Source organism: Noviherbaspirillum sp. (assembly GCF_036846085.1).
Classification (GTDB): domain Bacteria; phylum Pseudomonadota; class Gammaproteobacteria; order Burkholderiales; family Burkholderiaceae_D; genus Noviherbaspirillum.
Map to the genome: position 1 here is coordinate 1 of NZ_DAIUCO010000064.1, position 21219 is coordinate 21219.

General features: G+C 56.2%; 18 protein-coding genes and 1 tRNA gene. 12 read left to right on the top strand and 7 right to left on the bottom strand.

All coding sequences use genetic code 11. The features are described 5' to 3' along the window. A partial coding sequence (tagH, locus tag V7080_RS09720) for a type VI secretion system-associated FHA domain protein TagH (RefSeq protein ID WP_334188195.1) occupies positions 1-622 on the top strand: 622 nt, incomplete at its 5' end. Between the two features lie 5 nt (positions 623-627). Then, positions 628-1404, top strand: a complete 777-nt coding sequence (locus V7080_RS09725) for a PP2C family protein-serine/threonine phosphatase (protein ID WP_334188196.1) — start codon at positions 628-630, stop codon at positions 1402-1404. A 288-nt stretch (positions 1405-1692) separates the two neighbouring features. Here V7080_RS09725 and V7080_RS09730 read toward each other — a convergent pair whose 3' ends face one another. Further along, positions 1693-3318, bottom strand: a complete 1626-nt coding sequence (locus V7080_RS09730; RefSeq protein ID WP_334188197.1) for a DUF4214 domain-containing protein — start codon at positions 3316-3318, stop codon at positions 1693-1695. Positions 3319-4548: 1230 nt separating this feature from the next. Here V7080_RS09730 and V7080_RS09735 point away from each other — a divergent pair. The 4 genes from V7080_RS09735 to V7080_RS09750 all read left to right on the top strand — a co-directional run bounded on the left by V7080_RS09735 (position 4549) and on the right by V7080_RS09750 (position 7149). After that, positions 4549-5127 (top strand): response regulator, encoded by a 579-nt coding sequence (locus tag V7080_RS09735; RefSeq protein ID WP_334188198.1) that lies wholly within the window; start codon positions 4549-4551, stop codon positions 5125-5127. Positions 5128-5443: 316 nt separating this feature from the next. Further along, a complete protein-coding gene (locus V7080_RS09740) occupies positions 5444-6049 on the top strand; it encodes a TetR/AcrR family transcriptional regulator (protein WP_334188199.1) in 606 nt (201 codons plus the stop codon). Positions 6050-6108: 59 nt separating this feature from the next. After that, positions 6109-6591 (top strand): SRPBCC family protein, encoded by a 483-nt coding sequence (locus V7080_RS09745; RefSeq protein WP_334188200.1) that lies wholly within the window; start codon positions 6109-6111, stop codon positions 6589-6591. A gap of 84 nt (positions 6592-6675) precedes the next feature. Beyond that, positions 6676-7149, top strand: coding sequence for a VOC family protein (locus tag V7080_RS09750; RefSeq protein ID WP_334188201.1), 474 nt, complete (start codon positions 6676-6678; stop codon positions 7147-7149). A gap of 582 nt (positions 7150-7731) precedes the next feature. Here V7080_RS09750 and V7080_RS09755 read toward each other — a convergent pair. Beyond that, positions 7732-7926, bottom strand: coding sequence for a hypothetical protein (locus tag V7080_RS09755; protein WP_334188202.1), 195 nt, complete (start codon positions 7924-7926; stop codon positions 7732-7734). 221 nt (positions 7927-8147) lie between these two features. Between V7080_RS09755 and V7080_RS09760 the strand changes: the two genes are divergently transcribed. From V7080_RS09760 to V7080_RS09770, 3 genes are all read left to right on the top strand, one after another. Further along, positions 8148-10625: a hybrid sensor histidine kinase/response regulator gene (locus V7080_RS09760; RefSeq protein WP_334188203.1), complete on the top strand. Its 2478-nt coding sequence runs from the start codon at positions 8148-8150 to the stop codon at positions 10623-10625. Between the two features lie 346 nt (positions 10626-10971). Continuing rightward, positions 10972-12576: a methyl-accepting chemotaxis protein gene (locus tag V7080_RS09765; protein ID WP_334188204.1), complete on the top strand. Its 1605-nt coding sequence runs from the start codon at positions 10972-10974 to the stop codon at positions 12574-12576. Positions 12577-13022: 446 nt separating this feature from the next. Continuing rightward, positions 13023-14918: a DUF4214 domain-containing protein gene (locus tag V7080_RS09770; RefSeq protein ID WP_334188205.1), complete on the top strand. Its 1896-nt coding sequence runs from the start codon at positions 13023-13025 to the stop codon at positions 14916-14918. Positions 14919-15016: 98 nt separating this feature from the next. Here the strand turns inward: V7080_RS09770 and V7080_RS09775 are convergent. The 3 genes from V7080_RS09775 to V7080_RS09785 all read right to left on the bottom strand — a co-directional run bounded on the left by V7080_RS09775 (position 15017) and on the right by V7080_RS09785 (position 17744). Then, positions 15017-15107: transfer RNA gene (locus V7080_RS09775), tRNA-Ser, on the bottom strand. Between the two features lie 182 nt (positions 15108-15289). Next, positions 15290-17272 carry an acetate--CoA ligase gene (acs, locus tag V7080_RS09780; protein WP_334188206.1) on the bottom strand — a complete coding sequence of 661 codons (1983 nt, stop codon included), beginning with the start codon at positions 17270-17272 and terminating at the stop codon, positions 15290-15292. A 322-nt stretch (positions 17273-17594) separates the two neighbouring features. Beyond that, a complete protein-coding gene (locus tag V7080_RS09785) occupies positions 17595-17744 on the bottom strand; it encodes a hypothetical protein (RefSeq protein ID WP_334188212.1) in 150 nt (49 codons plus the stop codon). Between V7080_RS09785 and V7080_RS09790 the strand changes: the two genes are divergently transcribed. After that, positions 17674-18303: a YqhA family protein gene (locus V7080_RS09790; protein WP_334188207.1), complete on the top strand. Its 630-nt coding sequence runs from the start codon at positions 17674-17676 to the stop codon at positions 18301-18303. The two genes, V7080_RS09785 and V7080_RS09790, sit on opposite strands and share 71 nt — an antisense overlap. A gap of 218 nt (positions 18304-18521) precedes the next feature. Further along, complete coding sequence (locus V7080_RS09795; protein WP_334188208.1) at positions 18522-18932, top strand: DUF3597 domain-containing protein; 411 nt, start codon at positions 18522-18524, stop codon at positions 18930-18932. Positions 18933-19184: 252 nt separating this feature from the next. Here V7080_RS09795 and V7080_RS09800 read toward each other — a convergent pair whose 3' ends face one another. Continuing rightward, the gene (locus tag V7080_RS09800; RefSeq protein ID WP_334188209.1) at positions 19185-19499 is read right to left on the bottom strand and encodes a high-potential iron-sulfur protein; all 315 of its coding nucleotides are present in this window, start codon (positions 19497-19499) and stop codon (positions 19185-19187) included. A gap of 352 nt (positions 19500-19851) precedes the next feature. Beyond that, the gene (locus V7080_RS09805) at positions 19852-20127 is read right to left on the bottom strand and encodes a hypothetical protein (protein WP_334188210.1); all 276 of its coding nucleotides are present in this window, start codon (positions 20125-20127) and stop codon (positions 19852-19854) included. A 31-nt stretch (positions 20128-20158) separates the two neighbouring features. Here V7080_RS09805 and V7080_RS09810 point away from each other — a divergent pair. Continuing rightward, the coding region (locus V7080_RS09810) for a fumarate hydratase (protein WP_334188211.1) at positions 20159-21219 on the top strand (1061 nt) is incomplete at its 3' end.

A 21219-nucleotide genomic window follows, 5' to 3' on the forward strand; every position in this document is an offset into this window, starting at 1 on the left:
GCTTGCGGCCCTGCTTGCAGGCGCGGGTCTGAAAGAGGCGCCGCGGGATCTTGTCAGCGGCAAACAACTCGAAATGGATGAACAAACCATGATGCGCCTGGGTCGCCTGATGCGCCTGTTTGCCCAAGGTGTCATCGATTTGCTTGCGGCGCGCACGACGCTGAAGTCCGAAATGCACGCCGCCGTAACCGTGATCGCCTCCCAGGGTAACAATCCGCTCAAGTTTTCACCGGAGGCCACGTCGGCGCTGGCGTATCTTCTGGCGGCTTCCACGCCAAGGGGATTCATGAAACCGGAGACCGCCGTACTCGACGCGATGAATGATTTGCTCGCCCACGAGGTCGGCGTGGTTGCGGGAATGCGTGCCGCGCTGGAAGGCATCCTTGACCGGTTCCGCCCCGCCGAACTGGAGACCCGCCTGGCATCCCGGTCCAGGCTTGGGGGCGGATTGGTAATCAATCGCAAGGCCCGGCTATGGGAACAGTTCGAGGCACTCTACAGCGAGGTCTCCAGGGAAGCGCAGGACGACTTCGAGGCCTTATTTAGCGACGCCTTCGTCAAGTCCTATGAGGAACAGATCCGGATACTTGAAGAACATCATTCCGGTCAGCTTAAAAGGTAATCATCATGGATCTTCGTGTTTCCGCGTTATCACGTGCCGGCGGTCGGGACAGAAATGAAGATGCGTGCGGGTATCTTGAAATGCAGGGAATTGTCTGCTGCGTCCTTGCCGACGGTGCCGGCGGGCACCGGGGCGGAGATGTGGCTTCCCGCATCTGCGTGCAGACGGTTCTTGAGGAGTTCGGGCGGCGACCCGAAGTGTCGACCGCAGCGGTCAGCCAACTGCTCAATTGCGCCAACGAATCGGTCCTGAAACAGCAGCGGCGGGATGCATCTTTAAGCGACATGCGTTCAACGCTGGTGGTGCTGCTCCTGGATCCGGGCCTGCACACCGCGGCATGGGGCCATGTCGGTGACAGCCGCCTGTACATGTTCAAGAACGGCGCCATACACTTCAGAACGTGTGATCACAGCCTGATTCAGACCATGGTCGCCAGTGGCCTGATTCAGGAAAAGGACGCCGAGAAATTCGTCGAGCGCAATGTCCTGATTGCGTCAGCCGGATCGATCGATGACTTTCAGCCCAGCGTCATCGAAGCGCCTTGCAAACTGAATGACGGCGATGCCTTCTTGCTGTGCAGCGACGGTGTCTGGAATCTGGTGCCGGACACCAACCTGGAACAAAGCCTTGGCCGTGCAGCGTCTCCGGAAACCTGGCTCGCCGACGTGGAATCCCTCGTTGCACGCCACATCTGCCCGGAATCGGACAATTACACCGCCCTTGGCATATGGTGCGGCGATGTCACTGACAACATGCGAACCGTTCCCGCACCCTGCAGATGATGTCAATCGCGAAGGTCCTTCGCATTCCGGTGCGCACGCAATTGGAAGCACCCGGCAATCCGCATCGTCGGTCCATTCGCCACCCCACTCGCAGCCATTGATGCGAGTATTTGGCCATTTTTACCGGTGCAGACAACCCAGCCTGGCACCTTCGGCTAGACGTGGCGTGCTCGCGGCATGCGGCGATCATCCATTCGACACGGTGAACCGTGCTTCAAAAAGCCTGGCGGGCGGATTTTCCCGGCCGCCACGTTTATTGAAGCACGGTCCTTCGTCACCATTCCAGGTTCAGCATTTAACTAAAAATGGATCCAGCAGCACAAATTCAAATGGACTGCCTGCGGGTGGATTCACCTTCATGCCGCCGATTGTCGTGCCGCCGCTTGTTAACGTGGCTGGGCCAGTGATCGAGCGCTTGAAGCGGACCGTGTATGTGCCTGCCCTGCCGCTGAGAACGGCGCCTAGTGATCCATAGATGCTAACCAGCGAATTGGCCTCACTGGCGAAGAAGAATGCGCCGCCGGTTTGGGATGCTATGTCATAAAGGGCAAAGGTGTCGCCCTGTTTGAGTCCTAACGTGAAAATCGGGACATTGGTACTCTTGGCTTCGGTGATCACATCGGTCGCCTGAAACCTGTTATCGGTTGCCTGTCCGTCGGTAAATAGAAGCAGGGCCTTCTTTGCCGTCGTGGTCTGGGTATTCAAAGCTCGCAGTGCGGTCAATGACGATTCGTAAAGTGGCGTACTACCGGAAGCCCCGTCCTGCTCGAGCCGGTCGAGCGTCGCAGTCAACGCGTTACCGTCATTGGACAGGCCGGTGCCGAAACTGGTCGGCGTCGAGGGCCTGACGCTTGTGCCGCCTGGGAAAGCCCAGATCCAGCTGGAATCTCCTGGCCCCAACTTTTGAACGAAAGCCCGACCGCCGGCGAGGCTCAGGTTGTTTGGATCGTTACTTACCATGCTGCCGCTGCGATCAAACAGCATCAAGGCTGCGTAATTGCTTGCCGTTCCATTGTTGTAGGTTACGGATTCGATTTCGGTGGTAGACCTTACCGCAGCCCCCCCTGATTGGCAGGTGAAATCATATTCGCTGGCTGGTGCGAAATTGGTTGGCGCCAGGTTGGCATAGGGATTGCCGTCCGGGTCCGCGACAAGCACAGTCTGTTCATACACCGCCGTGTTGGGGCTGAGGGAAACTATCTTGCTGCTGAAAGAACCGCCCGAAGCCGTTTTTTGCGTAGCCGGTGGAGGCGGCGAGGTTACTGATGGAGGAAGGTAAATCACCCCTCCCTGAATCGCGCTAAGCACCTGCACCTGATTTTCAGGACTTTCGCTGAAGAAGTACAGCACCTCGGCACGGGTCATCGTCTTCGCATCAAGAATGCCTACCCAGTGATCGAATCCCGCTTGTTCAGGGGCGCGATGCAGAACGTTGTTGTACAGCCTGGTCACTAATGTGGCATTCGAGCTGTCTGCTCCGTAGAGGTTTCTAAATTCCGGGGAGTCGATGAAATTCTGCGAAATCTGGGCAAGACTGACGCCCTTGTCCATTGCATCTATCTGTACGCTCAGCCCGGCCAGATCCGGTTGACGATCGAATGCCGCTTGATACAGGCGATACGCTTGTCCCGCATTCCCACTGATATCGAGTCCAATCGCGCCGTCTGAAAAAATTAGTCTCTTGATGTTTACAGGTATGGACGTACTGGCTCCATTCGCATCGACAGCAACATATCCCGTGCTGTTTCTCGAGATCCTGTAGTCCTTGTAACTCCCCTGCAACTGCAGCATGTCGGCAACCGTAATCGCCGCGAGCAGCTTCGTTTCCGGAGCGGAAGTTGCGCTATTGGTTCCGCTACCACCGCAACCTGTCAGAGCACATACCACGGCTGTAACAGCGATTGATGTTTTCATGGACGATCCTATCTGTGGAGAGGTGAAAATATTTTTCTAATGAACTGCCTTAGAAGTCGTATCGAACGATGGTTAACCGGACGTTGCCCTCGTGCGCGTTATGACGAACTCATACCTTCGCACCCGCGTTTACGCAATGATGGAATGAGCAGAAATTGTGGTTCTCCATACGAGCAATGTCCATACTGCTTTGGTACAGCATTGACCAAGTCGCATCAAATGCACGTGCGGTTAGTTCAAGTGTCACGGGATCCAAAGTCGATACAGCAACAGTTTTTCAGTGAAGCGAAAAATTTAGTTTTTGGGTTTGATCGTGACGTTTATACCGATGTGCTCCAGGCGAACAGTCATGCGTTCATCCACGCGGCACGATTCAATTAGTCGCCCTGTAAGGTTTGCTCTTCGATGTTGATTCGCTTAGTCACGGCGTACGCAGGAGTCGGCAATTCATACGAGGCAGGCGGATGCAGAGTGCTCCCAGCCCGCTCCACGCTCTACGTCAACGGTACCCTGAGCCTGTGCACATGCAGTATGTTTTCAACGGGAGAGCGATTTGAAGCGGGCGGCAGTCTCACCAATCGAGATCGCGGTCCTTGCCGTGGTAGGCAGACCGGTTCTCGATGTACCCCGCCAGCATCGATGACCGAGTAGCGGATGTCGCTTGCCGGGACATGAAATATATCGATGGCTGTTCCTGTGACAGGTCCAAGCCTTACGCATTGGCGCTGGTCGATGAAATTCATGCGGGCGTGCCTATCGATCGGAATTCAACAGGTCGCGCAGCGCTTGGCGTCGTGACGGTGCGGATAAAGGCCAGGAAAAAGCATGGCAGCCGATAATGGATCCACGCAGCCGACGACTTAGGGTTCTCTTTGAACCACTTGCTTACCAGGGTACATCTGCGCGAATTACAACGGGCAGTCTCTTGATCGGGCAAATCGACGCACGACGCGTGCATTGAGGCTCTCGATATTTGACCACGCTAACGGTACCTCCCCAGTTTAGCCCTGTGCTTGGCGTGAGCCCGTAGCGGGATTGAGGACTGTCGGCGGAAGTACGACGAATTGAACTCCTCGAAGCATTTCCATGGCGCCGATTACTGTGGCAACGACGGAACCGGAAGAGTCCGCCTTTCAGTAGTGCTCGTTCGGGTTCGTCTAAGGAGACATAACGAAGCGAAAATCGTGCAATTTATACAACTCTCTCTATGGCCATCAGCCGATTCCGAATATGGACCTCCTCAAAATCAGAAAAATCCTACTATTATCAATCTGCAACTTTCCTCATAATGTCATCTACCTGACATATGGCTCAAACCCCGGTGTCAAATTTCATGCTGTACCGACTCAGAGACGAATTCCTGCTGGACGCCCCTGCAGTGTTTCGTTATCCCGGGTTGCCACCTGGATACCCATGGTTTCATCGCTTCGCATTCTTGTCGTTGAAGACAATCCCGAATCTCGAGAACTCCTGCTTGAGATGATCGCGATCACCGGTCATGACGCCCATGCCGTCATTTCAGCGGAAGAGGCAGGCTTTGCGCTCCAAAACGAGCAGTTCGATGTTCTGCTCACCGACATCAATCTTCCGAAAATGTCCGGCCTTGAATTGGCGCAAAACGCAGTGCTGACCTGGCCGCAGTTGAAGATTATTTTCGCGTCAGGTTACGGTTTTCTTGTAATCGACAATGATCGGATCAACTTTCAATTCAGCCTTTTATCCAAACCCTACAGCCTCGTCCAACTGGAAGACGCATTGGCCCGCATCGCCGTCCAGGTGAAATCCCAAAGCTGCCTGCCTGCTTCCTGAACTGGTGAGCGCTGCTTCGATTCCGATTCCTGCCTTGTGTAGAACGAGTTAAGACGGGCGACCGGCGCAGCCCATGCCGGGCAGTGCACGACCACGATCATCGTCGGGGTCGGTCGGTCATTCATATACCCCGCGAAACAAGTGCCTTCCATCCCACATGCCTTGGTGTACCGTGAAGTGGTGAACCGCGCTTGCGAATCCTGACGAGACGAAGAAGAAACCGTTCTTCAGGCAGCCGAAGCAACTTCAAAATGTCCTTGACGCTTGATTAATCACTGCATACTATACATACCAACCGGTTGGTATGGAACTTGACATGAAACCCAGAGATGGAACAGCGACGCGGACAAAACTGCTCGAAGCCGCACGCGATGTGATTCGCATGAAGGGCTATACGGCGACAACCGTGGACGACATCTGCGCGACCGCCGGCGTCACCAAGGGCAGCTTTTTTCATCATTTCGCCAGCAAGGAGCAATTGGGCATCGCCGCCATCGAGCAATTCGGCGAGATGGCCGCGCAGATTTTCGGTTCAGCGCCCTATACCGCCCTGCCCGATCCCCTTGATCGCCTGCTCGGCTATGTGGATTTTCGCGCCGCCATGATTGAGGGCGACATCGCGTCGTACACCTGCCTAATGGGCACCTCGGTACAGGAGGTCTATGCGACCCACCCTGATATCCGGGCGGCCTGCGACCAGGGCATGTCGGCCCATGTCGCCGAACTGGAGCGGGATATCGAGGCGGCGAAACAGCTTTATGCGCCGGACGCGCCATGGACTGCGCAGAGCGTCGGGTACTTCATGCAATCGGTGCTGCAAGGCGCATTCATTTTTGCAAAGGCAAAACAGGGCCCCGAGACCGCGCTCGCATCCCTCGACCATCTGAAACGCTATCTCGCCACCCTTTTCAAGAAGTCCTGATCCACCCACCCCGCTAGCAAGCAAGGCCCAAATTGTTATTAAACGGAGGAGTTACCACGATGAGCAACCAGGAAACCACATCGAATACGCACGGCAACGAGCTTGTACTGACCCGCATCATCGATGCCCCGCGCGAAAAGCTGTTCCGGGCATGGACCGAGCCGGAGCTGATAAAGCAATGGTTCGCGCCGGCGCCCTGGAGCACGCCATTTGCCGAAACCGATGTCCGTCCCGGCGGCCACAGCCTCATCATCATGCGTGGACCGGACGGCACCGAGTTTCCAAGCAGGGGCGTCTATCTCGAGGTGATCAAAAATGAAAAGCTGGTCTTTACCGACGCTTACACGTCCGACTGGCAGCCGTCGGAAAAGCCGTTCATGACAGGCATCATCACCTTCGAGGATGAAGGCGGCAAAACACGGTACACCGCTCGCGTCCGGCACTGGACCACCGCGGACCGGGAAGCCCATGAACAGATGGGATTCCATGAAGGTTGGGGGAAATGCGCTGACCAGCTCGCAGAACTTGCAGCAAAAATATAGAACATTTTTTCTCAGACGCCTGGCATTTCATCAAGCGCATGCAAGGCGGGAAACCGCATTTCCACTAGCGCAAGGAGACATCGCATGCAGAAGATCACCCCCTTTCTTTGGTTCGACGGCAAGGCTGAGGAAGCAGCCAATTTCTATACATCCGTCTTCAAAAATTCGAAGGTCCTCGGCATCAACCGATACAGCGAAGGCGCGCCGATGCCAAAAGGCTCGGTCATGACTGCGCAGTTCGTACTCGACGGACAGGAATTCGTCGCATTGAACGGCGGACCGGAATACACCTTCTCGCCGGCCATCTCATTTGTCGTCAATTGCGAGTCGCAGGAGGAAGTCGACCATTTTTGGGAGAAACTGACCGCCGGCGGCAAGGAAATTCAATGCGGATGGCTACAGGATAAATATGGTGTGTCGTGGCAGATCGTTCCGACCGTATTGCTGACCCTAGTGAATGATCCCGACCCCGAACGCGCGCGAAAGGCGATGACGGCCATGCTGCAAATGAAGAAAATCGATATCGCTGCCTTGCAGCGGGCGGTTGATAGCGCTTGATTCCGCAGGATCGCGATTCAATGATCCATATCCAGAAATTCCGGGACGATCCCGAGAGTCCAGGCGATGCTCTCCAGGTCCGAACAGCTGATATGGGTAAGCGCTACACGCGCAGCATATTCGAACTGCGACAAACCGATGCGCGTGCCAGTTATTGCCTACCATACCGGCGATGACTTCCTGCGGCACGCCAAGCCTTTTGCTTTTCTCCACCCAATCGCTGAGATGTTCTTCCCTCTCGTCGGATTCATGAAGCCAGAAAATCGCCTCTTTCACATCCGAGAACACCATCACGCCCTGGGTTTCACACTGCATCATCGATAGCGTGGTGTCAGTGGATATCTGCGAGAAGCGCGTCGGGCTGTCCACCCACGCGAAGCGACGCATTCCTGCCTTGCGCAGGCGCGGAAACCATTCCCTGGCACCCCATTCCGACGCGCCTGACCAGATACCGACGACATGCTCATTGTCATTCAGGATCCTATGCGCCTGATGTTCAACCATCAACGCAAGGATCCGGTTGCAGGCTTCCTGTACCGAGCTCAGTGTCTGATAGCCGAGCCAATCGACATCTAGCCAGCTTCACTCCATGTCGCAGGAGATGGATATGAAGCCGGAAGTGAAAGGGTTGGTGAGATTTTTTTGTTGGCATTTTTCGGGACGGCATGCAGAGCTTTGGCGGCCTGCACATTTCATTTCGGCATTTCCAGGGAGCACGGCGTTGCAAGGGAATACATCCAATAGATTGACCAGCCAGCAGTTGATCACTTGCGCCAAATCAATCTCTCTTCATTCGCTGCCTTCGTCGAAACAAACAACGTTCCTTCACATCGCTTTCTGCGGATAATCGAGCTTCAGACGTCAACGACGCATCGACATAGGTCAGGAAAACTGGGTAAGATTCTCCGCGTGCCGGCAAAGCCAGAAATGCAACCCGCCTGAAGAAATCATCGAACGCAAACAATGAGAACCAGGGACATGGTGCACTCATTAGAACAATGAAAATCAGACCCACAGACGCCGCGGAAACCGACTCCCCATCTCTCAATATCAATCCTGCTGCCGTCGGCCCGGAAAGCGGATATCGTCCGCTTTTGGAATCGATGAAGCAAGGATTCTGCGTGCTGGAAATGCTGTTCGATGATGCCGGCAATCCGTTTGACTATCGCTTCATCGATATGAACGGCGCGTTCTCCCGCCATACCGGACTGGTCGATGCCATTGGCAGGACGGCGCGTGAATTGGTACCCGACCTCGATCCATACTGGTTCGCAACATATGGACGGGTGGCGCTGACGGGCGAGTCAATCCATTTTGAAAACCATGAACCGGCGATGCATCGCTGGTTCGATGTGTATGCCAGCCGTCTGGGCGACGCCGCCAGCCGGAAAGTGGTTCTGTTCTTCAACGACATCACCTCGCGCAAGCTGATTGAAACCGAGCGCGAACAATTGCTCAGGCAATTGACGGTCGCCAGCAACAGATTGACCGATGTATTCAAGAATGCGCCCGCATTCATGTGCGTGCTGCGCGGCCCGGAGCATGTTTTTGAAATGAGCAACGAACGTTACCGCCAGCTGATCGGCGGCCGTGACCATATAGGTAGCCCGATCAGGGACGCGTTGCCTGAAGTGGAAGGACAAGGCTTCTTCGAACTTCTCGACCAGGTGTTCCGCACCGGTGAAACATTCTCGAGCAACGACATGCGGCTGCTGCTTCAGCGCCACCCCGGCAGTCCGGCAGAGATTCGCTACTTTGATTTCATGTATATGCCGTTGCGGGATGCGAACGGCGAAGTCACAGGTATCGTCGCTCAGGGCGTTGATCTGACCGACCGGAAGATCGCCGAAGAGCGTCTCCGCTTGCTTGATGCGGTGAGCATGGCCACTCGCGACGCAATGGATCCCCAAACCGTCATGGTTGCCACGACGAAGCTGCTTGGAGAACATCTGTCGGTTGCGCGCTGCGCATATGCCGACCTCGAACCCGACAACGACCGCTTCACGATCCGTCACGACTGGACAGCAAGCGGCATACCGACGACAGTCGGCACTTATTCGCTGGACATTTTCGGGACACGCGCGGCCTCCGAGATGCGCACCGGGACGGTGCTGGTCATCCGCAATGTTGACCGGGAGTTGTCGCGCTCCGATGGCGCGGATACGTTCAATGCGATCGGCATTAAGGCGATCATTTGCTGCCCGCTGGTAAAAGACGACCATCTGGTCGCGATGATGGCCGTCCATAGCGCTGCGCCCCGCGAATGGTCGTCGGAGGATGTCGCGCTGGTGCAGGAAGTCGCCGAACGCTCATGGGCACACGTGGAGCGGGTGCGCAGCATGGAAGCGCTGCGCGAAGCGGACCAGCGGAAATCGGAATTTCTCGCCGCGCTCGCACATGAACTGCGAAATCCGCTTGCGCCGATCCAGACCGGTCTCGACATACTGCGCATCGCCGCTGCCGATCCAGCCGCGCTTGAAAAGACACGCAGCATGATGGAACGCCAGCTCAGGCACCTCGTGCATCTGGTTGACGATTTGCTGGACGTGGCGCGCATCACGCGCGGGAAAATCGAGCTGAGAAAAGAAAACATCGAATTGAAGCACATCGTCACAAGCGCAATCGAAGCAAGCCTGCCGTTCATTGAAGCAGGCCGGCACGATTTTTCGGTACGCATCCCCGACGAACCGATCCTGCTCAACGTCGACCCGACCCGCATCTCTCAAGTAATCAGTAATCTGCTGAACAATGCCGCGAAGTACACGCCGCCCGGCGGAAAAATCACGCTCAAGGCCCTGCACAATGCACGGGAAGTCGAAATCACCGTAACGGACACGGGTGTCGGCATTCCTCAAAACAGGCTGGCCGACGTGTTCGAAATGTTCTCGCAGGTTGGTGAATCGACCGGCCGCGCGCAAGGCGGGCTTGGTATCGGGCTTACCATTGTCAGTAGCCTCGTGCAACTTCACGGCGGCACCATCACCGTAGCAAGTGACGGCCCGGCCAAGGGCAGCGACTTTGTCGTTCGTTTGCCCCTTCATATTGATGACAAGCCTTCGCCATCATCGATCTCAGACCGGGCACCTGACCAGCCCAACCAAACGACGAACCTCAAAATACTCGTAATCGATGACAACGAGGATGCGGCAGAGACACTATCAACCCTGCTTTTGATGGACGGCTACGATACACGCGTAGTGAACGATGGACGTAGTGCGCTTGACATGGCTGCCACGTTCATCCCCAACATCATTTTTCTCGACATCGGCATGCCGGGCATGAACGGATATGAAATCATCGCAGCGCTGCGGAAAATGGATGCCGCAAAGAAGGCGGTGATCATTGCCGTCACCGGCTGGGGCACCGATAGCGACCGGCAGCGGACGCGGGAGGCAGGATTTGACTATCACCTCACCAAGCCGGCGAGTTACGAGGATGTGCAGGCGTTGCTCATGCAAGCGACATCCCGGCATTGACCCGACCATGCAGGACGTCAACCAGGTACAACGATTTCCTTATCGTGCAACCTGGCCGATACAGCCTGCAGCGAGATAACGCATGCAAATTCCTCTGCAAGGGATCATCGAAATTTCATGACCTGTCGATAGGCAGAGTTCCGCCAAGACGAAATTCGCGCACCACCTGATCGTCGCAAATTTCGAACGAATACATGTTTCTGGCGCACCAACGAAGACGTCACCTTCCCTCTTTGCGAAAAGTTGACCTGGATCAATTTTTTGTCGTCACTCGTTTGTTTTACTTCGCCCTGCGGTGGTTGATTTTCGCCTACAGCACCAACAACATGAAATCCGAAAGCAAGCAATGCGAAACAATCAACCTATTACCCAGACCGAGTACGCCATGCAGGACGGACGGCCCATCGTTTCGAAGACCGACCTGAAGGGCAGGATCACGTATGTTAATCCATACTTCACCGAAGTAAGCGGATTCACCGAGTCCGAATTGCTCGGCGCCCCGCACAACATCGTCCGGCATCCGGACATGCCGGAAGAAGCGTTCGCCGATCTCTGGCGCGCCATCAAGGACGGCAGGTTATGGAGCGCACCGGTGAAAAACCGGCGCAAGAATGGCGACTACTATTGGGTCATCGCGAACGTGACGCCGATCATCAAGGGCGGTGAAGTGATTGGTTACATGTCCGTTCGCACCAAGCCAACCCGGGCGCAGATCCGGGAAGCGGAAGCCGCCTATGCCGAAATCAACAAATCGCATGGCAGCCGCCTAGCAGTCATTAACGGTCGCATTTGCCGCACCGGATGGACCTCCCTCTTTACGCAAAAAATGCGCTTGTCCTTAAAGGCAAGGCTGGCCTGGTCATCGGCGTTACAGCTTGCGGCAATGGGCGGGCTTTGTGCCGTCGTTGGACTTTCCGGCAGCAGCACTATCGGCCCATGGGTGATGGCAGGCAGCATCATGTCCTGCCTGATCACCATGCAACTTTGGCTTCACATCCATCGCTCGGTCGCACTGCCGCTTGGACAGGTCGCGACCATGGCACAAATGCTTGCCGCAGGCAGCCTGATCAACGATATGACCGTCGACCAGGAAGGCGACATCGGCCGTGTCCAGCAGTCGCTTCAGCAGTTGAATGTCAACCTCATCGCGGCGATCGGCGATATCAAGCGGAATGTCGACGCGATCAACATTGCCACAAGCGACATCGCCGCCGGCAACATGGACCTTTCGGGTCGTACCGAACTGCAAGCGTCCAGCCTGGAAGAAACCGCATCGAGCATGGAAGAGTTTGCTTCGAATATCAGCCAGACTGCAACCAACGCCGGCGACGCCGACCGCCTCGTCGCGGAGGCGTCCGATATTGCGCTACGTGGCGGTGAAGCCGTTGCCAACGTCGGACAAACGATGAATGACATTTCTGCTTCCGCACGACGGGTCGCCGACATCATCAGCGTCATCGATGGCATTGCATTCCAGACTAACATCCTTGCGCTCAACGCCGCGGTGGAAGCCGCCCGAGCGGGAGAATCCGGTCGGGGATTCGCGGTCGTCGCGGCGGAAGTGCGCAACCTCGCACAGCGTTCCGCCGCTGCAGCGAAGGAAATAAAAACTTTGATCGACGCATCGGTGGAAAGCGTGGATGCAGGCACTGACCTTGTGGCGGTTGCACGTCAAACCATGCATGAAGTTGTCGCCGCGGTGGCAAAGGTAACCACTATCGTCAGTGATATTGCCTCCGCCAGCAAAGAACAGGCGATCGGTGTGCAGCAGGTCAATCAGGCGGTCTCGCAAATGGACCAGGTCACACAGCAGAATGCAGCGCTTGTCGAGCAAGCCGCCGCCGCATCGGCCAGCCTGCATGATCAGGCAATGCGTCTGAGTCATGCAGTGGCGGTGTTTGATCTTCATCCGATGCAGACTGAACGCGGTGATCAGGGCGCTGACAAGTAGATCGCCGCGATGAAACAGCAACACCGCGAAATGTTAGCTTGTCGCTCCCCGCTCGATGCCGAACAACCCGATAGCCCTTTACTGCCAGCACGGGCTCCTCATGCTTTCTTTTTGGGCAATTGCGTCCAGTGATTCGCTCCGGCTTCAACGTTGTAAGTAAATTACACATGGCGGTACGAGATCAAAGTTTGGTTTCGCCGCGAAAGACACACAGCAAATATTTAGTTAGTATCGTTCGCTTTTAATAGCTGCCATCAATCCTGGTACTAACTTTTCGTATGAATTCGTCCTACCCGATCAGAAGAGCCGTTCCGCTGTATGCACTATTGGCCATGACGCTCTCCGCTTGCGGTGGCAGCGATAGCCGGACGGCATACATTGCAAAGAATGCGACAGCCAGCCCGTCATCAGCCGGAACTGAAGCATCAGCAGACGGCAAGACACTGATGCCCGCGTTGGCCGCGGTCGATGTCATGACGATGCCCGGAAGCTACAGGGACTATACCGTCGTCCGTAGTGGCGCCCAGTACATCGCTGCGCATGTGACAGGCAATACCATTGCAGTTCCAACCAATATCAAGCGCCTGATCTTCCCGGACGGTGTAATCGCCCTGGACCTTGCAGGTAACGCGGGGCAGGCATACCGCCTCTACCAGGCCGCCTTCGGCAGGAAGCCGGATCCGTCGGGTTTGGGCGTGCAGGTAAGCGCCCTGGATCGCGGCATCAGCGCGTTGCAGATCTCCGAGAATTTCATGTATTCAACCGAGTTCAGGGACCTCTACGGCAATACGCTGACGAATGCCGCCTTCATTACACAGCTCTACCGCAATGTGCTGCGCCGCGAGCCGGACCAGGCAGGCTTCGATCATTGGATAGGACTGCTCGATACCTTTCAGCTTTCCCGCGCCCAAGTCCTCTACGCTTTCAGTGAAAGTAACGAGAACCAATCGCGGGTGATGGCGGACATACAGAACGGCATCCTGTACACATCGGCCGATTCGGGGGCTACCCCACCGCCGCTCAGCGAAACGAAAACGATGACCCTGGCCGGCGGCTACCGCGACTATGCCATCGTTAAAAGCGCAACGCAGTACATCGCCAGGCATGCGACAGGTGATAGCATCGCGATCCCATCCAATATCCAGCGCCTGATCTTTTCCGACGGTGCAATTGGATTGGATATCAGCGGGAACGCGGGGCAGGCTTATCGCCTTTATCAGGCCGCCTTCAACAGAAAGCCCGACCTTCCCGGCCTTGGCGTGCAGACAGTCGCACTGGACCAAGGTGTCAGCCCGCTGCAAATTTCGCAAAACTTCATGAATTCAAAAGAGTTCACTGATCTCTACGGCGCCAACCTGTCCAACGCCGCCTTCATCACGCAGCTTTACCACAACGTGTTGCACCGCGAGCCGGAGCAGGCAGGCTTCGATCACTGGATGAACATACTCGCCAAGAATGAGCTAACCCGTGCACAGGTGCTTTATTCGTTCAGTGAAAGCGATGAGAACCGGGCACAGGTGTTGTCCGACATTCAGAACGGCATTCTTTACATGCCGGTCGGTGTCGCGGAAACGCCGGCACCGCCACCACTCGGCGAATCACCTCCTGCAAACAGCGCTCCGAAAGCGGGGTCTACCGCAGGCACCGGAAGTGTCATGGAAGGGCTATGGGTCAATACGCAGAGTGCGCCAGGTGCACCACCCGGCATGGCGTTCATTGATGGCTCCGGCAACTATCTTGGTTTCCAGGGAACAGATGTACTGCTCACCGGCGGATGGACGCTCTCCGGATCAGACTGGAGTTTCACATCGGCCAGCCGGTATTACGTGACGTCCGGCAGCGTTCCGTTTGCAATGGGACTGGGCGGTTCCGGGACAGTAACGCCCCGTGAGCGCATCAATGGCGTCTATGGTGCCGTCATTTCCGCCGGCAGCACACCCGATAAGCCCATCACCCAACTCTATTCAAACGCGAACGCACTGGCGGTCACGCAGGCGGACATGGCCGGCACATGGTCAACGTCCGGCAAATCGATCGTCGTCGGCGCCGATGGAACAATGACAGGCCGGTTCACAGGGGCTGGATTTGGAGACTGCATGTTGCAGGGAACGCTCACCCAAGCAGCACCCGGGACCTCAAAGAACTTGTTTGTGATGAGCGTAAGTCCATCTGCCGGCCCGCAAGGCGCCTGCAACCTGGACCCGGGATGGACATACACGGGCTATGCGGCGATTACCCTGACGAACGTGAGTAGCGCGCCAAGGCCGTATTTCAAGCGGTCTGTGACATTTGCGGTAGAAAAATTTGCAAGGTGGTTTGCGGGCGAGTTGGTCAGGCCCTAAAACTAGAAGGGCTGAGCAACTGATTCAGCCCAACAAAAAACCCGCATCAGCAAACGCATGATGCGGGTTTTTATTTTGTAGGACTTCACGCTACATTCTGGCGGAGAGAGGGGGATTCGAACCCCCGATAGGCTATGAACCTATACACGCTTTCCAGGCGTGCGACTTAAACCACTCATCCATCTCTCCTGAATTCAGGTCTCGCTTTCGCGAAGCCGCAGATTATAGCAAAACTTCGGCGGGGAATTGCACTATTTAAACTCGCGAATTTGACGAAGCGCAGAAAAAAGCCGGCGCGACTTGTGATCGCGCCGGCAATCTTACCGGTTTCATTGGCAGGGTTGCCTGTCTGGCCAGCTTTGCCGCCCTGCTTATTGGGCCTGCTTCAGTTGATCCAGAATTGCCGGATTTTCGAGGGTGGATATATCTTGCGTGATCTCTTCGCCCTTGGCGAGTACGCGGAGCAGGCGGCGCATGATCTTGCCGGAGCGTGTCTTGGGCAGGTTGTCGCCGAAACGGATCTCCTTCGGCTTGGCAATCGGCCCGATCTCCTTGCCGACCCACTCGCGCAGTTCCTTGGCGATCTGCTTTGCCTCGTCGCCGGTTGGCCGCGGACGCTTGAGAACCACGAAGGCGCAGATGGATTCGCCGGTGGTATCGTCCGGCTTGCCCACCACCGCCGCCTCGGCGACGATCGGGTTTGCAACCAGCGCCGATTCGATCTCCATCGTACCCATCCGATGGCCCGAGACGTTGAGCACGTCGTCGATGCGGCCGGTGATGGTGAAGTAGCCGGTTTCCTCGTTGCGGATGGCACCGTCGCCGGCAAGGTAGGTTTTACCGCCGAGTTCTTCGGGGAAATAGCTCTTCTTGAACCGCTCCGGGTCGTTCCAGATGGTGCGGATCATCGATGGCCATGGCCGCTTGACGACGAGTATGCCGCCCTGCCCGTTCGGCAAATCATGACCCGTTTCGTCGACCACCGCTGCCATGATGCCCGGTAAAGGCAATGTGCATGAACCCGGCACCATGGGCGTCGCACCCGGCAGCGGCGTGATCATGTGGCCGCCGGTTTCGGTTTGCCAGAAGGTGTCGGCGATCGGGCAGCGCTCGTTGCCGACATTGCGGTAGTACCACATCCATGCTTCCGGGTTGATTGGTTCGCCAACGGAACCGAGCAGGCGCAGACTGGAAAGGTCGTATCCTTTCGGATGCACTTTCTCGTCGGCATCGGCGGCCTTGATCAGCGAGCGGATGGCGGTTGGCGCAGTGTAGAAGATGGTGGCCTTGTGCCGCTGGATCATTTCCCAGAAACGTCCTGCATTCGGGTAGGTAGGAACGCCTTCGAACACGATCTGCGTTGCGCCGACCGCCAGCGGGCCATAGGCGATGTAGCTGTGGCCGGTGACCCAGCCGATGTCGGCGGTACACCAGAAGATGTCGGTGGGCTTGATGTCGAAGGTCCACTTCATCGTGAGCGCGGCCCACAGCAGGTAGCCTGCGGAGGAATGCTGCACGCCCTTGGGCTTGCCTGTGGAACCGGAGGTGTAGAGGATGAAGAGCGGGTGTTCGGCATCCACCCATTCCGGTTCGCAGGTATCGGACTGGTTGGCCACCACATCCTGCATCGGCCGGTCACGGCCCTGTTGCATCGGGATATCGGCGCCGGTGCGCTGATAGACGACGACATTCTTGATGCCTTCGCAGCCGCCCATGCCGAGGGCCTCGTCGACGATGGCTTTGAGAGGCAATTGCTTGCCGCCACGCACCTGCTGGTCGGCGGTGATGACGGCAACCGCGCCGGCGTCGATAATGCGTTCCTGCAGTGATTTGGCGGAGAAGCCGCCGAAGACCACCGAGTGTGTCGCCCCGATCCTGGCGCAGGCTTGCATGGCGACGATGCCTTCGACCGACATCGGCATGTAAATGACGACGCGGTCACCTTTCTTGATGCCAAGCGATTTCAGGCCGTTGGCGAAGCGGCATACGCGGCCATGCAACTCCCGGTAGGTGACAGGCGTGACCTTGCCGTCGTCGGTTTCGAACAGGATGGCGGTCTTGTCGGCGTTGCCGTTATGCAGGTTACGGTCCAGGCAGTTGTAGGAGACGTTGAGCCGACCATCCTCGAACCACTTGTAGAAAGGCGCATCGGCTTCGTTAAGCGTCTTGCTGAAAGGCTGGTGCCATTCGAGGTTTTCGCGCGCGAGGCGAGCCCAGAATCCTTCGTAGTCACGCTCCGCTTCGGCGCACATGGCCTTGTATGCGTCCATGCCCGAAATCGCGGCATTGCTCACCGATGCCTGCGGGGGCTGAAAAATGCGGTTTTCCTGCTTGAGGGTTTCGATCTTGGCCATGGGACTCTCCTGCTAAGGATTTAACTTGACGCAAAGATAAGCTTTTACACTTACTCGTGCCTTACACCCGTCGCGACAGCCAGGATGTCACGTCCATTGCATTACGGTCCTTCTTCAATTGCATGCCGCTTCGGGTCCAGGCGAAATAACGGCATGATGCACAGCCGCTATTGGTCGCTCCGCACTATCTCTTTTTTGTCGATTCGCATGCCCGGAATCGGTGCATATTTATTTTCTCGAATTCTATTTATAGGCCTTACTTAGGGATGTTGTTTGCGGATTATCATGCCGGTCGCGGCTGGACATGGTTGCCAATTCCGGGTCAATGACGCAGCGCGGAAAAATCTCCCGGCAAGTGTAAAATGCCGAGGTTCCATTTCCCTTCCGCATCACTCATCCCAATGAAGCCAAACGACACCCACACATCCGATATCAAGAAGCCAATCAGGCCGCTGCCGAATTTGATCTTCATGAGCCGCTGGCTGCAGTTGCCGCTGTATCTGGGATTGATTCTTGCCCAGTGCGTCTATGTCTACAACTTCTGGGCCGAGCTGTATTACCTGATCGGCGCGGCGGTCGGCAATCAGGATGCACTCAAGCATATTCTCGATGCCGTTGCCATTCCCGGCGCCATACAACCGACCAAGCTGAATGAAACAACCATCATGCTGGTCGTGCTCGGCCTGATCGACGTCGTCATGATTTCCAACTTGCTGATCATGGTCATCGTTGGCGGTTATGAGACCTTTGTTTCTCGCATGAATCTGGAAAGCCATCCCGATCAGCCGGAATGGTTGTCACATGTCAACGCATCGGTACTGAAAGTGAAACTCGCAACGGCGATCATCGGCATCTCATCCATTCACTTGCTGAAGACCTTCATCAATGCCGCTGCATACGACGAGAAGACCCTGATCGCGCAGACCGGCATCCACGTCGTCTTCCTGCTCTCGGCCATCGCGATTGCATATAGCGACCGGATCATGGCCGGCACGCACAGTCACGCGAGCACCATCAAAAATCCGCACTAACACCGAAAATGGACTGCGACCGTTTTTCGGTGTTCCGCGAAGAAGCTGACGTTCCTACAGATGTCAGCCTTGCACATTCAGTGCGGATCGATTCGATGAAGGCATAACGCCAAGGTTGATTCGATCCGCAGCTCCGGCTTGTTCCACCTTGAACTTTTACCCGGAATAAATCTCCTACATTGGTAATTTAACAATTCATTACCATCAGGAGGATTCACATGGGTATGCTAGGCAATATTTTCAGCAAGATTTTTCCGTCCCGCGCCGGGTCGAACTCGACCGCAGCAGCTACACCGGAGGCCACGACGGCATCGGCTCCTGCAGCGGCGGCAACTGAGCCGCAAGCGACATCGACTGGATCGCCAGCCGCTGAAGTGGATGTGGAGGCGGTGTTGAATGATCTGGCCAAAAGCAATCCGCAGAAACTCAATTGGCGCACGTCGATCGTTGACCTGCTGAAGCTGCTGGACCTGGATAGCAGTCTGGCGGCACGCAAGGAACTGGCCCAGGAACTGCAATACACCGGCGACACAAATGACTCCGCCGCGATGAATATCTGGCTGCACAAGCAAGTGATGAACAAACTGGCGGCGAACGGTGGCAAGGTACCCGCCGATTTAAAAGATTAAGGTCGATCGCTACCCTGGATTCCGTTCCCGGATCTGGAACCGAGAACGGAATTAGCGCTTTCGGATGATTTACCGACGTAAGCGCCCTGGCAGCGGGACGACACGGCGACACGCACGCACGCTCTGCCACCTAAGTGAAAGCACGTCGTCGTTCCCGGCACCTTAACAACAGCACGCTTGAGTCACAACGTGCGCCGCCATATCAGGCGAACCTCCCATCCGAGAACCCGGACAAGCTTCAGGTATTCCGGATCAGGCCTTCTTTACCCACGCACTGCACCATCCCGGACCCGCAACCTGCTTGCCGGCGAAGATTGCGCAAGGCGCCAGCGGATCGGTGGCCTTTCCCTGATACAGCTGGCAATTGGAGCAAAGCTGTCCCTCTGCATAGTTTGGAAATTTTTTCTTGTCGACGGTCTTGGCATTGTCTTTGTAGCCAAGCGATAGTGCTTGTGGCTCTGTCTCGGACAATTTCGGTGCATCTGCCGCATTGGCTAGCTTGCCGATCGCCAGACCGGAGACCAGCGTGGCGCTGGTGATCATGAAGGTTCGTCTGTTCGCTTTCATTTTTTCCTCTACCGTAAGAATGAAGTTTGCGACAGGAATTTGTCGCGTACACGTAACCTGACAACGTTGATATGATGATTTCCGAGCCGCTTAAGTTCTACCGTGAACGTGATAAATTTTCATTTGTCTTGGACATTTAAGAAAATAGCCCGGCCGATGTCCAATGACACAGGTTGCGCACGGAAAGAATCCGGATTTCTTTCGAACTTGTGGATAAAGCCGTCCGAGAATGCCCAATGAAAAACCAGGCGACAGGATTGCATTGAGGGAAATCAGGCGCTCCGGTTCCAGCAACAAGTACACGCATTGCGCCTTCAAACATTCCTTCCTGCCACGCTGTCACTACGCACTTTCAACGACGAGCTCCGAGCGCTTTCAATCCCTTGCCGCATTGAAAGATTGACGTTGCCTGCAAGCCAGCGCAGGGAAGACAGAGGTAAAATACCGGGTTGATTTTTGAACGATGCATGGCCACGGAAGCCAGCACGATATTGGTTAAACCCTGCGCTGTTTCGGTTTGTACAGATTCGGTTTGTTTCGCGTACAGATGTTCACGTATTTGGGTTCCAAGAACATTTTTACAGAATTCCCAACATGATTCGGAGACCTCGCCGAAACCATGCTGCACCAGCTATCTCATTGTCTTTACTGGAAACTTCATGACCATCATCAAGCAGGAAGATCTCGTTGAATCGGTTGCGGCCGCGCTGCAGTACATCAGCTACTACCATCCGGTCGATTACATCCAGCATCTCGCACGCGCCTACGAAACGGAGCAGAGCCCGGCTGCAAAAGACGCAATCGCGCAGATTTTGACCAACTCGCGCATGTGCGCGGAAGGTCGCCGGCCGCTGTGCCAGGACACCGGCATCGTCAACGTGTTCCTGAAAATCGGCATGGACGTGCGCTTCGAAGGTTTCAAGGGCTCGATCACCGACGCCGTCAACGAAGGCGTGCGTCGCGGCTACAACCATCCGGACAACATCCTGCGCGCATCGGTTGTCGCCGATCCGCAGTTCGAGCGCAAGAACACCAAGGACAATACGCCTGCGGTGGTGCACATGGAGCTGGTGCCGGGCAACACGGTGGATGTGCAGGTCGCGGCCAAGGGCGGCGGCTCGGAAAACAAATCCAAGTTCGTGATGCTCAATCCCTCCGACTCCATCGTCGACTGGGTGCTGAAGACAGTGCCGACCATGGGCGCCGGATGGTGCCCGCCGGGCATGCTCGGGATCGGTATCGGCGGCACTGCGGAACGCGCCATGCTGATGGCAAAGCAGGTGCTGATGGAAGATATCGACATGTATGAACTGAAGCAGCGCGGCCCGCAAAACAAGACCGAGGAACTGCGCCTCGAACTGCATGAAAAAATCAATGCGCTCGGCATCGGCGCGCAAGGCCTTGGCGGCCTGACCACGGTGCTGGATGTGAAGATCATGATGCATCCGACGCATGCGGCATCAAAGCCGGTAGCAATGATCCCGAACTGCGCGGCGACGCGCCATGCGCACTTCGTGCTCGATGGTTCCGGCCCCGCCTACATCGAACCGCCGTCACTGTCGAACTGGCCGGATGTGCAATGGCTGCCGGATACCGAGAAGTCCAAGCGCGTCGATCTCGATACGCTGACGAAGGAAGAAGTCGCATCCTGGAAGCCGGGCCAGACGCTGCTCCTGAACGGCAAGATGCTGACCGGCCGCGACGCCGCTCACAAGCGCAT

What these genes read in the sequence shown, in the direction of transcription:
- V7080_RS09725 (WP_334188196.1), top strand. Translation starts at nt 628, where the DNA reads ATGGATCTTCGTGTTTCCGCGTTATCACGTGCCGGCGGTCGGGACAGA.
- V7080_RS09730 (WP_334188197.1), bottom strand. Translation starts at nt 3,318, where the DNA reads ATGAAAACATCAATCGCTGTTACAGCCGTGGTATGTGCTCTGACAGGT.
- V7080_RS09735 (WP_334188198.1), top strand. Translation starts at nt 4,549, where the DNA reads ATGGACCTCCTCAAAATCAGAAAAATCCTACTATTATCAATCTGCAAC.
- V7080_RS09740 (WP_334188199.1), top strand. Translation starts at nt 5,444, where the DNA reads ATGAAACCCAGAGATGGAACAGCGACGCGGACAAAACTGCTCGAAGCC.
- V7080_RS09745 (WP_334188200.1), top strand. Translation starts at nt 6,109, where the DNA reads ATGAGCAACCAGGAAACCACATCGAATACGCACGGCAACGAGCTTGTA.
- V7080_RS09750 (WP_334188201.1), top strand. Translation starts at nt 6,676, where the DNA reads ATGCAGAAGATCACCCCCTTTCTTTGGTTCGACGGCAAGGCTGAGGAA.
- V7080_RS09760 (WP_334188203.1), top strand. Translation starts at nt 8,148, where the DNA reads ATGAAAATCAGACCCACAGACGCCGCGGAAACCGACTCCCCATCTCTC.
- V7080_RS09765 (WP_334188204.1), top strand. Translation starts at nt 10,972, where the DNA reads ATGCGAAACAATCAACCTATTACCCAGACCGAGTACGCCATGCAGGAC.
- V7080_RS09770 (WP_334188205.1), top strand. Translation starts at nt 13,023, where the DNA reads ATGCCCGCGTTGGCCGCGGTCGATGTCATGACGATGCCCGGAAGCTAC.
- acs (WP_334188206.1), bottom strand. Translation starts at nt 17,272, where the DNA reads ATGGCCAAGATCGAAACCCTCAAGCAGGAAAACCGCATTTTTCAGCCC.
- V7080_RS09790 (WP_334188207.1), top strand. Translation starts at nt 17,674, where the DNA reads ATGAAGCCAAACGACACCCACACATCCGATATCAAGAAGCCAATCAGG.
- V7080_RS09785 (WP_334188212.1), bottom strand. Translation starts at nt 17,744, where the DNA reads ATGAAGATCAAATTCGGCAGCGGCCTGATTGGCTTCTTGATATCGGAT.
- V7080_RS09795 (WP_334188208.1), top strand. Translation starts at nt 18,522, where the DNA reads ATGGGTATGCTAGGCAATATTTTCAGCAAGATTTTTCCGTCCCGCGCC.
- V7080_RS09800 (WP_334188209.1), bottom strand. Translation starts at nt 19,499, where the DNA reads ATGAAAGCGAACAGACGAACCTTCATGATCACCAGCGCCACGCTGGTC.